Source organism: Duganella sp. Root336D2, from assembly GCF_001425005.1.
Classification (GTDB): Bacteria; Pseudomonadota; Gammaproteobacteria; order Burkholderiales; family Burkholderiaceae_D; genus Rugamonas.
Genome location: NZ_LMDB01000012.1, coordinates 591,986 through 604,777 on the forward strand (window position 1 = coordinate 591,986; position 12,792 = coordinate 604,777).

Annotated in this window: 11 protein-coding genes; 6 read left to right on the forward strand and 5 right to left on the reverse strand. The window is 63.4% G+C overall.

Annotated features, from left to right (window positions below; all coding sequences use genetic code 11):
• Positions 1 to 44 precede the first annotated feature (44 nt).
• The 3 genes from ASD07_RS12815 to ASD07_RS12825 all read left to right on the forward strand — a co-directional run bounded on the left by ASD07_RS12815 (position 45) and on the right by ASD07_RS12825 (position 2,932).
• Complete coding sequence (locus tag ASD07_RS12815; RefSeq protein ID WP_055930367.1) at positions 45 to 731, forward strand: hypothetical protein; 687 nt, start codon at positions 45 to 47, stop codon at positions 729 to 731.
• Between the two features lie 83 nt (positions 732 to 814).
• Positions 815 to 1,546 carry a BON domain-containing protein gene (locus tag ASD07_RS12820; RefSeq protein WP_055930370.1) on the forward strand — a complete coding sequence of 244 codons (732 nt, stop codon included), beginning with the start codon at positions 815 to 817 and terminating at the stop codon, positions 1,544 to 1,546.
• A gap of 87 nt (positions 1,547 to 1,633) precedes the next feature.
• Positions 1,634 to 2,932 (forward strand): MFS transporter, encoded by a 1,299-nt coding sequence (locus ASD07_RS12825; protein WP_055930373.1) that lies wholly within the window; start codon positions 1,634 to 1,636, stop codon positions 2,930 to 2,932.
• Positions 2,933 to 2,948: 16 nt separating this feature from the next.
• Here the strand turns inward: ASD07_RS12825 and ASD07_RS12830 are convergent, their stop codons facing one another.
• Both ASD07_RS12830 and ASD07_RS12835 read right to left on the reverse strand, forming a co-directional pair.
• Entirely contained in the window at positions 2,949 to 3,332 is a 384-nt protein-coding gene (locus ASD07_RS12830) for an MAPEG family protein (protein ID WP_055930376.1), read from the reverse strand.
• 15 nt (positions 3,333 to 3,347) lie between these two features.
• A complete protein-coding gene (locus tag ASD07_RS12835; protein ID WP_055930379.1) occupies positions 3,348 to 5,462 on the reverse strand; it encodes a S9 family peptidase in 2,115 nt (704 codons plus the stop codon).
• Between the two features lie 112 nt (positions 5,463 to 5,574).
• Between ASD07_RS12835 and ASD07_RS12840 the strand changes: the two genes are divergently transcribed.
• On the forward strand, positions 5,575 to 6,363 hold the full coding sequence (locus ASD07_RS12840) for a hypothetical protein (RefSeq protein ID WP_055930382.1): 789 nt from the start codon (positions 5,575 to 5,577) through the stop codon (positions 6,361 to 6,363).
• Here ASD07_RS12840 and ASD07_RS12845 read toward each other — a convergent pair.
• Positions 6,314 to 7,768, reverse strand: coding sequence for a cytochrome P450 (locus ASD07_RS12845; RefSeq protein WP_229207134.1), 1,455 nt, complete (start codon positions 7,766 to 7,768; stop codon positions 6,314 to 6,316). The two genes, ASD07_RS12840 and ASD07_RS12845, sit on opposite strands and share 50 nt — an antisense overlap.
• Positions 7,769 to 7,795: 27 nt before the next feature.
• Between ASD07_RS12845 and ASD07_RS12850 the strand changes: the two genes are divergently transcribed.
• Together ASD07_RS12850 and ASD07_RS12855 are read left to right on the forward strand one after the other, a co-directional pair.
• Positions 7,796 to 8,635 carry a helix-turn-helix domain-containing protein gene (locus ASD07_RS12850; protein WP_229207135.1) on the forward strand — a complete coding sequence of 280 codons (840 nt, stop codon included), beginning with the start codon at positions 7,796 to 7,798 and terminating at the stop codon, positions 8,633 to 8,635.
• A 33-nt stretch (positions 8,636 to 8,668) separates the two neighbouring features.
• Positions 8,669 to 10,600: a helicase-related protein gene (locus ASD07_RS12855; RefSeq protein ID WP_055930385.1), complete on the forward strand. Its 1,932-nt coding sequence runs from the start codon at positions 8,669 to 8,671 to the stop codon at positions 10,598 to 10,600.
• Here ASD07_RS12855 and ASD07_RS12860 read toward each other — a convergent pair.
• The gene (locus ASD07_RS12860) at positions 10,597 to 12,033 is read right to left on the reverse strand and encodes a PLP-dependent aminotransferase family protein (protein ID WP_055930389.1); all 1,437 of its coding nucleotides are present in this window, start codon (positions 12,031 to 12,033) and stop codon (positions 10,597 to 10,599) included. The two genes, ASD07_RS12855 and ASD07_RS12860, sit on opposite strands and share 4 nt — an antisense overlap.
• Positions 12,034 to 12,042: 9 nt before the next feature.
• Positions 12,043 to 12,627: a LysE family translocator gene (locus ASD07_RS12865; protein ID WP_055930392.1), complete on the reverse strand. Its 585-nt coding sequence runs from the start codon at positions 12,625 to 12,627 to the stop codon at positions 12,043 to 12,045.
• Positions 12,628 to 12,792: the final 165 nt, after the last annotated feature.

Here is a 12,792-nt window from a genome sequence, read left to right on the forward strand (position 1 = left end):
GCCGTAAGGCATGTATAGTTGAATCCAGTTACCGGAGTTTTGTTATGAAGCTGAGCCTGCCAATCCTGCTGTCCTTCTTCGCTGCCTCTGCCGGGGCTGCCCAGCTGACCGAAACCGAAACGCGTTGGCTGCAAGCCGGCTCGCCCGTGCTGGCCTACGCCAGGCAGGAACTTAAACTCCCTATCGATATCATGGTGCAGCCGCAAGCTGGCCCGAACGATGTTCCGCTCGCCATGGGCTTTGCCGATGGCCGCTGCAAACTGGTGTTCTCCATGCGCGGCAACCCGCAAGCGGAGGAAGTCCTGTCCGGTGTACCTGCTGAACAACAGAAATTCCTGATCGAAGCCATTACCGCGCACGAGGTCGGCCATTGCTGGCGCCAGGCGCAGGGCAACTGGCATGTATTGCCTGCCGGCTTTGTCGAAGGCCCGCATGAGCAGCTCGACAATCCGGAATTGCAAGCGATGTCGAAAGCAATGCGCGATACCCGCCGTGAAGAGGCCCTTTCCGACCTGGTGGCGCTGGCCTGGACGCAACGCGCCAATGCCGCGCAATACCAGCAAGTCCATGCCTGGCTGATGCAGGTGCGCCAGCCTGTCGAGCATGGCTCACACAACACGCGCGCATGGCTGCAACTTGCCAGCGACGGCGCTGTGTTCTCGAGCGAACATAATCCTTTCGAACAGGCACGCGTGCTGTGGGGCAAAGGCTTACTTAAAGACGAGCAATAACCCGACTGTGTTCGGTCGCGCACAGAAAATAGTTCCCGGGAGGCGTGTAATCGCCATGCAAACCATCCTAAAGGGGACTAACCATGAAGAAAATTCTGTGTATCTCGCTGGCTGCCCTGTTCAGTACTTCGTTCGCTGTCGCGCAGGCTGCCGATAACGACGCCTACAAAGCGGCGAAAGACAAGGCTGAATCCGACTACAAGGTTGCTAAGGACAATTGCAAGAGCTTGAAAGGCAATGCCGAAGACATCTGCAAAGATGAAGCCAAAGTAGCCGAAGCTCGCGCGATCCTGGATGCGACCAGGCAGCACCAGAACACGGCCAAGGACGTCGATAAAGCCCAGCGCAAACTGGCCGATGCCGAGTATGACCTGGCCAAGGAACGTTGCGATGACATGAGCGGTTCGGCCAAGTCGGCCTGCAAGTCGGATGCCAAATCTGCCCATAAAACCGCGCTGGCAAATGCCGGCACCACCAGTACCACGGCTGTAGTAGCCCAGGACGCGCGTGAAGCCGGCACCAACCTGGCCAACACCACCCGTGATGCAGCTGCCGACACACGTGCCGCAACGCGCGAGGCCACTGCCGACACCCGCACCGCGATGTCCGATACCATGATCACCACCAAGGTGAAGGCTGAATACGCAGCCGACCCGCTGGTCAAGGCCATGGACGTTCACGTGGAAACCCAGAAGGGTATCGTCATGCTGAGCGGCTTCGTGCCATCGAAAGCGGAAGCTGACAAAGCAATCGCACTCGCTCGCAAGATCGAGGGCGTGCAGGAAGTGAAATCTTCCCTGCAAATCAAGAAATAAGCCGGCGCCTGGCGCCGAAGAAAGGCCGGCCGCGTGCCGGCTTTTCTTTCCTTGCATTTATGACGATCATAATCTAACATGGGTCGCATGATTGCACATACCCTCTCCCAGCGGTTGCAACGCCGCGGCATCCACTACGCGTGGGTCATCGTTGCCTTGACCTTCCTGACCGGGCTGGCTTCGTCGGCGGCACTCGGCTTACCGGGGGCGCTGCTGCAGCCGCTGAGCAAGGAATTCGGCTGGGGAGTTGACCAGATATCGTCAGCGCTGGCGGTGCGCTTTGCCCTGTTTGGCTTGATGGGGCCTTTTTCAGCCATCCTGATGGAGCGCTTTGGCTTGCGCAAGGTGGTGGTGACGGCGCTTAGCCTGGTTACGGCCGGCTCTCTGCTGGCGCTGGGGATGACCCAGTTCTGGCACCTGGTGCTGTTGTGGGGCGTGATGCTGGGCGTAGGCTCCGGCATGACGGCGCTGGTCTTGAGCGCGGTGGTGTCCAATCGCTGGTTCGAAACGCGCCGTGGCCTGGTGGTCGGCTTACTGACGGCCAGCTCGGCAACGGGGCAGTTGATCTTCCTGCCGGTCGGAGCGTGGCTGGTGGAGCATTTCGGCTGGCGCATGGCGGTGCTGCCGGTGCTGGTGGCGTGCGGCGTGATCGCCGTTGCCGTGTTTTTCCTGATGCGTAATCGTCCTGCGGATGTAGGCCAGCTGCCGTTTGGTGCAACCCAGCCCGCAGGCGCGGCAGCGGCGCCGATGGCGATCGGTTTCGCCACCCCGTTCCGCATCTTGCGCGAAGCGTCGCGCAGCCTGGTGTTCTGGCTGCTGGCCGGCAGCTTCTTCATCTGCGGCTTGAGTACCAATGGCCTGATCCAGACCCACTTCATTTCCCTGTGCGGCGACGCCGGCCTGGGGCCGGTGCCTGCCGCTTCGGTACTGGCCATGATGGGCGCCTTCGACTTGATTGGCACCATCCTGTCCGGCTGGCTGTCGGACCGCTATGACAACCGCAAGCTGCTGTTCTGGTACTACAGCTTGCGCGGCCTGTCGCTGCTGTGGCTCCCTTACTCGGAATTCACGCTGTATGGCCTGTCGGTATTCGCCATGTTCTATGGCCTGGACTGGATTGCCACCGTGCCGCCGACCGTGCGCCTGGTCGCGACGACTTTCGGCAAGGAGAAAGCCGGCATGGTATTCGGTTGGATTTTCGCAGCCCACCAGTTGGGCGCTGCGGTGGCTGCGTTCGGGGCAGGGCAGGTGCGTACGCTGCTGTTGACCTACAATCCGGCGCTGTTCACAGCGGGCGCGGCCTGCCTGGTTGCCGGCTTGATGGTGCTGGCGATCCGGCTGCGGCCTGCCGCCGTAGCGGCGCCAGTGGCAGCCAGCGCCGCGTAATCGAGCGTGAGCGCGCTCAGGACTGGGCCAGGATCGCCAGGCTGACGCCCATGCCGGCGAACCACACCACCGTGCGCAAGGTGGCCAGGTTGCTGATGTAGATGATGCTGTAGGTCACGCGAATCAGGACGAAGGACATCGCGAGGATGTCGACGCGGTCCTGGTTCGCATGCGCTTGCTGCGCGAGGATAACGGCTGCGATGAACAGCGGCAGTGCTTCGAAGCCGTTCATCTGTGCGGCATTGGCGCGCTTCATCCAGCCGGCCTGGCGGCTGGCCCAATCGCGTGGTTCGGTATTGTCGTAGCGGTCCTTGCCCTTGACCGACGCGACTTTCGACGTCATCGCGACCATCATTGGCAGCACGCAGGCCGCGGCGATACACCAGTTTGCAACCGTCATCTTTTACTACTCCTTCTAATTAAGGTATTTGGCGAGCCAGCCGTGCACTTCGTTATAGAAGTAGCGGCTGTTTTCGCCTTTCAGGATCCAGTGGTTTTCGTCCGGGAATACTACCAGCTTGCTAGGAGTATTCAAACGCTGCTGTGCTGCGAAGTTCATCAGCGCGTTGTTGACGGGTACACGGTAATCCAGTTCGCCCACGGTAATCAGGATAGGCGTCTTGAAGCCGGTGCCTTTTTCGTGGTTCGCGCCCTGCATGATCGGACTTTGTTCGCGCCATACCGGCAGGTTGCTCCACACCGGGCCGCCGCCATTGACTTCGCGGCCGTAGATGCTGTCGCTGGTCCCCCATTGCATCACCAGGTCCATCTCTCCGGCATGCGACACGATGGCCTTGTAGCGGGTAGTGGTGGCCTGCAGCCAGTTGGCCAGGTGGCCGCCGTAGCTTGCGCCGCCGGCTGCCAGTTTGCCGCTGTCGATGAACGGGAACTTCCGGATCGCTTCGTCGACCGCCCAATTGATCTCATCGCCCGGGCCCTTCAGCGGGTCGTGCTGGATGGAGCGGGCGAATTCTTCGCCGTAGCCGGTGGAGCCCTTGTAGTCGGTCAGCAGCACCACATAGCCTGGCTTGGCCAGCAGGTGGTAGTTCCAGCGCAGCACGAACTGGTCGCGCCACATATTCGCAGCCCCGCCGTGGATGACCGCGAACAGCGGATATTTCCTGTTCGGGTCGAAGCCTGCCGGTTTCACGATCATGTTGTGGATCTGGCGGCCGTCCGGGGTTTTGTACCAGAAGTGCTCGGGCGCCTGCCAGTCGATGGCTGCGGCTTTCTCCACGTTGAAGGAGGTCAGGCGCTTCGGTGTGCCGTTGAAGGAGTAGATCTCCGGCGGGTTGATGGCCGATTCCCATACGCCCACCAGTGCCTTGCCGCCGGCGTTCAGCGCGTTGATCGAGCCGTTCGGCAGCGACGGTTCTTCGCGCTTGTCGCCGCCGGCGTAGTTCATCGAATTGACCTTTTCCAGGCCGGCATGCTCGAAGGAGAAGTAGATGCGCTTGCCGTCGCCTGGCAGGGCGATGCGCGAAATCGAACGGTCCAGGTCCTGGGTCAGGATCTTCGGCTGCGCGCCAGTGAAGGGCCAGGCAAAGCTGGCCACGCGGGTCAGGTCGTACACCTTGTTCGGCACTTCTTCTTCGGTCAGCGCAAGCAGGGTTCTGCCGTCGGGGGAGAAGCGCAGGTCGTGGTAGCTGCGCATGTCCCTGGTCAATTGGGCCGGCTCGCCGCCGCTTGCCGGTACGCTGTAGATCTGGGTGAAGGTCGAAGCGCGTGCGGCTTCATCGCGGTTGGTGGAAACAGCGAAGACCACGCCTTTGCCGTCCGGCGTCCAGATTGCGTTCACGGATTGGCCATCGTCGCCCTGGCTGCCGCCAAAGCCCGGCAGGTCGGCCAGCTTGCTGCCGGCCAGGATGTCGCGCGGCTTGGCTTCAGGCTGTGCATCCATCACGAACAGGCGCACCTTCTTGTCGTCCAGCCATTTGTCGAAGAAGCGCGGCGGGAATGACTCGTAGGCACGGGCGCTGTATTTGCGGTCCTTGCGTTCCTTGGCGACTTTCTTCACTGCTTCCTCATCAGTGGTGCCGGGGAAGATTTCACTGACGAACAGGATCTGTTTGCCGTCCGGGCTCCATTTCGGCATGCGCGCGCCCAGCGTCAGGGTAGTCATGCGCTGCGCTTCCCCGCCGTCGGCAACGTCCAGGCGGTAGACCTGCGATACTTCGTCGCCTTCGCGTTTGGCGACGAACAGCAGGAAGCGGCTATCCGGCGACCATGCGTGTGCGGATTCGCCGCCCTTGCTGAAGGTCAGGCGGCGCGGCGCGCTGTCGTCCACCAGCGACTTGATCCAGATGTCGGACCATTGTTCCTTGCTGTCGTAGGCGGGATCGGTGACCGAGAACACGGCCCACTTGCCGTCCGGGCTGGGCTGCGGAGCGCCGACGCGCTTCATCAGCCACACGTCTTCGTGGGTGATGGCGTGCCTGGCCGGTTCGGCCGCAGCGGCCTGGGCCAGGCCGGCGCATGCGCCAAGGATCAGCAGGGAAGTGAGCTTGGGAAGGAATTTGGTTGCAATCATTGCACGGTCTTCTTTGATTCAATGGAGCGAGGATAGTGAGGAATCGGCTGGTCCATGTCAACGTGCTGTTACTTGCCTGTTACAAAGGGCGCCCGTGCTAGACTCGCGCCCCATGAACGCCATCCTCGCCTTGAAGCTATTCCTCGTTCCTTCACTGATTTATGCCGTCACGCTGGCTGGGCGGCGCTGGGGGCCTGCTGTTGCGGGCTGGCTTTCCGCTTTCCCCATCGTCGCCGGGCCGATACTGCTGGCGATTTCGCTGGAACAGGGTCCCGGGTTTGCCGCCAGCGCGGCGGAAGGGACGTTGCTGGCCGTGCTGGCAATGATTACCTTCAGCCTGGCGTATGCGTGGGCATCCGGCCGGACGGGCGTGGCGGGAGCGATGCCGCTCGCGCTGGGCGCCTGGGCCTTGGCGGTGGCCGGCCTGCAGTCGGTTCGGCTGCCATTGCCGTTTGCCGCGCTGGCGGTTGTTGCAGCGTTGCTGGCCGCTCCGCGCTTGTTTCCACCGCGCGCGCCGGCACCAGCCGCCCCGACCGCCGCGCAGCCAGTGCGCCGCCGTAGCGACCTGCCGTGGCGTATGTTGGCCGGTGCGGTGCTGGTCATGTCGGTCAGCGCGGCCGCTGCCGGCCTTGGCCCGCGCCTGAGCGGCTTCTTCGCCATGTTTCCGGTGATGGGGACGGTGCTGGTCGGTTTCACCCACGTGCAGGCAGGCCGCGACAGCGCTGTGCAACTGCTGCGCGGTACGATGCTGGGCTACTTCGCCTTCGCTGCGTTCTGCGTCGCGATCTCGCTGCTGCTGCGTGCGCAGGCCGTTGCAGTGTCCTTCTTCTGCGCCTTTGTGTTCGCGCTGACTATCCAGCTATTGGCGAAAGCCGCATCGTCAAAGCGCCTGGCGACATGACGAAGCCGTGGTATTCCTCGCTGTCGCCTTCGACGGAGACCAGGTCGAAGCGCCCCAGCAGGCAAGCCATGGCTACTTTGATTTCCAGCAGCGACAGATAGCGCCCCGGACAGAGGCGCGGCCCGGAACCGAACGGCATCGCCAACTGGCGCGCGTTGCTGCCATCGAGCCAGCGCAGCGGGTCGAATGCCGCCGCATTGCGTAGCTTCGTTTCCGCCACACTGTCGTGCCGCAGCACGCACCAGACCACGCTGTCTTTCGGCACCTGCACGTCGCCCACCACGCAATCGCGGTTTGCCTGCAGCGGAATGAAAGGCGCCGGCGGCTTGAGGCGCATGGCTTCGTGGGCGCAGGCGTCGATGTATTCCAGCTGGTCCATCTGCTCGATGGTAAAGCCGGAAGGATCGGGCGCAACGCGGCGCACTTCGGCCTGCGCGCGCTGCAGCGCCGCCGGATGGCGTGACAGCAGCCATATCAGCCACGACAGGGCGCTGGACGTCGTATCTTCGCCTGCCAGCAGCATGGTGCTGACATTGCCCACCACCGCGGCGTGGTCGATAGCGCTGCCTTCCTGGTCGGCCGCCGCCAGCATCGCTTCCAGCATATTCTGCGGCCGTTCGGCGCGCGCGGGATCATCCTGCATGCGCTGGCGCGCCTTGGCGATAAAGCCGTTGGTCGCCTCGCGCATGGCCAGCACCGCAGCCTCCAGCTTGCGGTCGTAGGGCAGTTTGATATAGCGCCAGTAGGGAATCGGCAGCAGCGAACGGCGCGCCGTGCCGTCCATGATCAGCTCAAGCTGCTGCTGCACCACGTCGTCGCCATGTTCGATGGTGTTGACCTCTTCGCCGAAAGCCAGGCCGGCGATCACGTCCACCGTGTAGCGCTTCAGGTCGGCATTCAGGGCGACCGGGTGGCCTTCCTGCGCCGCCCCTGCCCAGCGTGCCTGCAGGCGTGCGCCGACCCGTGCCAGCAATGGGAAGTAGGCCTTGATCGCATGCGGCGCAAACGCCTGCATCACCATCTTGCGCTGGTTGCGCCAGGCGGCGCCTTCCGCCAGGAAGACACCGCGTTCGCCGCCCATTTCGTCCGAAACCTGGGCTGTGACGTCGGGACGCCTGAAGCCATCCGGCCGGTCGCGCAGGACGCCGTTGACCAGCGCCGCGTCGGCAACGACCAGCGCCTGCGTGCGGCCTATGCTCAGGCGGAACAGGGAACCGTATTGCTGCGCCAGGGCCTCGACGTCAGCGTGCACCTTGCGCGGCCGCAGCTGCAAGGCATTGCCGAGGAAGGGCAGCCCTTTGGGGCCGGGCAGGTCGGAGAGCTGGCGCAGGGCGCCGGAGGCTGGGGCGGTCGTGGTATCCATGTTGGCCAGTATGCGCGGGCCGTGCGGTGCGGTCTTGAACATTTGCGACATCGCGCTACAATGTTGCGCATGTTGCCGATTAGTAAATTCATTGCACCGCGCCGTTCGCTCGCTTCCTGCCTGCGTGCGATCGTCGTGCGCAGCACCGTCGGCTGCGAGCTGCCCGATGAGCAGCGCCTGAACCGCTATCCCGCGACGGGTTTCCCGGTGCTGTTCCTGCAGCTGGTAGGCGAATCGGTGATGGTCGAGCCGCCGATGCCTGACGTGAAGTGCCCGCAAGGCGGGGTGCTACTGTCCGGCGCGTGGACCGGGCCAACGGTGTCGAGCAATCCTGGGCCGACGCATTTCATGACCGTGCTGTTCTTTCCCGAAGCGCTGCATCGCCTGACGGGAATCGATATGAGCACCATCGTCGACCAGTTCCAGCCGATCAGCGTATTGCTTGACAACGGGTGGCAGCAACTTGCGTCGCAAATGCTCACTGCCCCCGACGACGAAACGCGCGTGGCTTTGCTGGAGGAGTTCCTTGAGCCGCGCTGGCGCGCTGTGCGAGGCGAGGGCAGCTTGGATGGCGCGGTGGGCGATTGGGTGCGCCGCCTGGAGGGACAGGCTGCCGCGGCTGGCATCGGCCGCAGCGTACGCATGGCCGAACGCCGCATCCGCGAATGGGCGGGCCAGCCGCTGCGCCGCCTGCGCCGCTCCTATCGCGCCGAGCAGACCTTCATCGCCGCGCGCGATGCCTCGTTGAAAGGCAAAGTCTCACTCGGCGACATGGCGCAGCTTGGCGGCTATTCCGACCAGTCGCATATGAGCCGCGAAGCGCGCGAGATCAGCGGCCTTAGCCCTTCGGAAATCCTGCGCCGCGGCCTGGAAGACGAAACTTACTGGGTCTACCGGATCTGGAACTAGCGTGGCTGCGCCATTCGCTATAATCGTCCCGCCATGACAGATTTTGACGACGACGAACAGTTGGTGACTGAGCTGGGTCTTGCGGCCCGCGGCATCGAACTGGCAAAGCAGGAAGGCCGCGTATTCCTGCGCTTCACAGGTTCTGTGGAGCTGGACGGCCTGCACATTCCCTACGACCTGGTGCCGCAGCAAGGCGTGCTGGCCAAGCCATCCAAATGGCGCAAGCTGGAGCGCGAAGGGCGCGCAGCCCTGCTGCTGGAACGTGGCGGTGAAGCGGCGCAGTCTGCGCTGCATAGCGATGTCGTCGCCTTCGCCGCTGATTTGCGCGAGGAATGCGACGACTACGGCATGCGGCCGATGGATTTCCTGCATGCGCTGGAAGACATGCAGACTTCCGAGCCCGCCGACGTGGTCTTCGACCGTATCCGCCAGCGCCTGGAGCATGCGGTGGAACGCCATCGCGAAGAGCGCCACGCCGAACGCACGCGGCAAAGCATCAACCTGGCCGAGTATCCCGATACCTTTGAGGTGGCGCGCCGCCTGCCGCGCAAATTCATCGCGCTGCTTGGACCGACCAACTCCGGCAAGACCCACAAGGCGATGGAAGCCCTGGCGAAAGCGCGCAGCGGCGTCTACCTGGCCCCGCTGCGCCTGCTGGCGCTGGAGAACTATGAACGCCTGCAAGCCTCCGATCCAGACCTGAAGGTCAGCCTGGTGACCGGCGAAGAGCGCCGCATCGAGGAAGGCGCCACCCATGTCGCCAGCACGGTGGAAATGCTGGATACCCGCAGCCAGGTCGAAGTGGCCGTGATCGACGAGATCCAGATGCTGTCCGACCGCGACCGCGGCGCTGCCTGGACGGCCGCCGTCTGCGGTGCGCCGGCACGCACGGTCTACCTGGTCGGCGCAGCCGAAGCACGCCGTGCGGTGGAAGCGCTGGCCGAGCGCCTGGAATGCGAGATCGAGGTCCACATCCTGAAGCGCAAGGCGCCGCTGACGATGGAGCCGTCCGCCGTGCGCAAACTGAAAGGACTGCGCAAGGGCGACGCCGTTATTGCTTTCTCGCGCCGCGAGGTATTGATGTGGCGTGATATGGTGACCGAGGCCGGCCTGTCGGTGGCCACGGTGTACGGCAACCTGTCGCCGGAAGTGCGGCGCGCGCAGGCGCAACGCTTCCGCGACGGCCATGCCGACGTGGTGGTGGGCACAGACGCCATCGCCATGGGACTGAACCTGCCGATCCAGCGCGTGGTGATGACCACCACCGTCAAGTACAACGGCTACGAGGAAGAGGAGATCCCCGCCGCGCTGGCGCGCCAGATCGCCGGCCGGGCAGGACGCTACGGCGTGCACGAGGAAGGCCATGTGGCCGGCTACGACGACGAGACCCATGGCGTGATGCGCTCGCTGCTGAAGGAAAAGCTGCCGCCGCTGAAAGCCACCGGCTTCGCCGTGGCGCCGACGCTGGAGCACCTGCACCGCATCGCCTCCGTCACCGGCGAGGATTCGCTGGCGCGCCTGCTCAAGCGCTTCGTCCACAATATCGACGTGCCGGATGGCTTCTTCTTCCCGCGCATCACGGAAGAGCAGTTCGAACGCGCCGAATGGCTGGACATTTTGCCGCTGTCGGTGGCGGACAAGTTCACCTTGTCGCTGGTGCCGATTTCGTCCAAAGTGGTGACGCTGCAGAAGGCCTGGGAACATTGGTGCGTGTCGCTGTCGCGCCAGCGGGTGACGCACCTGCATCCGGAGCAGAACCCGCTGCAGTGGATGAACCTGCAGGAAGCGGAAGATGCCTGCCGCCTTTACTCGGCCTACGCCTGGCTCGGTTACCGCTTGCCGGAGTTCTTCCCCGACGTGGCGCAGGCGCTGGAACTCTCGCGTTCCGCTTCGGCGCGGGTGGACAGCATCCTGCAGGACCAGAACGCCGTCAACCGCCGCCGCCAGCCGAAGCGTTTCCGTTAAGCCCGCGCGAAGCGGACCTGCACCGCCGCCACAGCCTGCAGGCGCTCTTGCAGGTAATTGCCAAGACGCGGGTGCTGGCTGAATGCCACGTTGAAGCGGACGTGCTGGTCCGGAACGTCGTTGGCCGAGAATGCGGCGCCGCGCGTCAGCAGGATCTTGTTGCGGTAGGCGTCTTGCACCAGCAGGTCAACATCCAGGCCGTCCGGCATGGTGCCCCACAGGAAAATGCCGGCGTCGCCAGGCTGCTCGAATTGAACGCCGGCCGCGCTTAATTGGCGCGTACTGGCGCTGCGTGCAGCCATGATCTTGCGCTGCAGTCGATCCAGGTGTTTGCGCAGGTTGCCGGCCCTGAGCACTTCGAGCAGCACATATTCATTCAGCGCCGGTGTCGTCATGACTGAATGAATCTTGGTCCGCATCAGTACTTTGAGAAGGGCAGGGGCCGCGGCCAGATAGCCCATGCGCAGCGCAGGGCTGAGCGCCTTGCAGAAGCTGGAATAGTAAATGACGCCATCGAGGCCGGAAAGCGCCGCCAGCCGGGTGCTTTGGGCTTGCTGGAAGTGGCCGTGCACGTCGTCCTCGGCGATCAGGAAGCCATACTGCTGCGCCAGCATCAAAACCCTGTGCAGGTTGGCCGCGCTGCTGCTCCAGCCGGTCGGGTTGTGCAAGGCCGTTTGCACAAACAGCATGCGGGGACGGTGCTCGCGGCAGGCGGCCTCCAATGCGTCCAGGTCCAGGCCTTGGGGGCGCCGCTTGATTGGTACCAGGCGTATGCCCTCCTGACGCAACCTGCCGAACATCAGGAAGAACCCAGGGTCTTCCACCAGTACCGTATCGCCGGGTTGCAGGAAACTGCGGCAAATCAGGTCGATCGCATGGGTGCCGCCAAAGGTAGTGAGGATCTGGCCTGCATCAATGGGGGCACCGATGCCTTGCAAGAGCAGCGCAATGTGCTCGCGCAATTCAGGTAGTCCCTGGGGCGGGCAGCGCGAAGCCATGCCGGCGCTACTGTTTGCGATTGCCCTTTGCACTGCGGTAGCCGGTACCGCGTCTTGCAGCCAGGTCGGCGGCAAAGCGCCGCTACTGGCCAGCAGTACCCCGGCACGCTGGTCGTTTGCCTGTTGCACAAGCCAGACGGGTTCCTGTTCCTCGCCCGCTTCCAGTGCCGCATCGTCAGGTGCCGACCTGCCGTCCTCACTCCTTGCCCGGACATAGAATCCCGCCGTGCCATGCGAATCGATGATGCCTGCTGCGACCAGCCGGTCATACGCAAGTACGACGGTATTCGTGCTCACCGCCAGTTGCGTGGCCAGCTGGCGAATAGACATGAGCTTGGAACCTCCGGGCAGCGCGCGCCTCTCGACCAGCTGTCGCAACTGGTCTTCAATCTGCTTGGACAGGGCGACGGGAGAGGTGCGGTCGAGGGAGAACATCCTTGGAGTCTAGCGCAAAAACGTCAGGGCCAGGACGAACAGGATGGCGCCCATGGATAAGTTGAAGGCGCGCTGCATGCGCGGCTCTTTCAACAAGCGGCGAATTGACATGCCGAACAGGGCCCAGGTGGCATTGCATGGAGCTCCCACCAGCGCACCGATCAGGGAGGCTTGCAGCGCATTGGCAACCGTGTCCTGTCCCGCGGGCATGAAGACCGATGCCACGGTGATGGCTTTCAGCCAGCTTTTGGGATTCAGCGCCTGGAAGATGGCAGCCTGGATGAACGACACCGCTTTCGGGGCTTGGGTTCCATCAACGGATGCTCCGCTGAGCTTCCATGCCAGGTAGAGGAGATACAACGCACCTGCGATGCGCAGCACCTGTTGCGCCAATGGGTAGCTTACGAAGACACTTCCCAGTCCTACGCACATCAGCATGGTTTGCAGGAACACGCCGGCCTGGATGCCAAGAATGACAGGTACGGCACCGCGACCGCCGAAGTTTGCACCGGTAATGGCGAGCATGAAATTATTCGGACCGGGCGTGGCCGACATGACGAGGCAATAGGTGGCCAGCGGCAGGAGTTCAGTCATGGTGTGCAATTCGCAGTGGAGGAATGGCACAAGTCTAGGAACGCGGCCCAGGTTGGGCAAGGCACAAGGGCGGGGCGATGGGCTCATGCTGTATCAGTCGGCCGACAGCTACAGGGCGCGGCGCGGAAACAAAAAAGCCTCGTCCTAAGACGAGGCTTTCCTGTT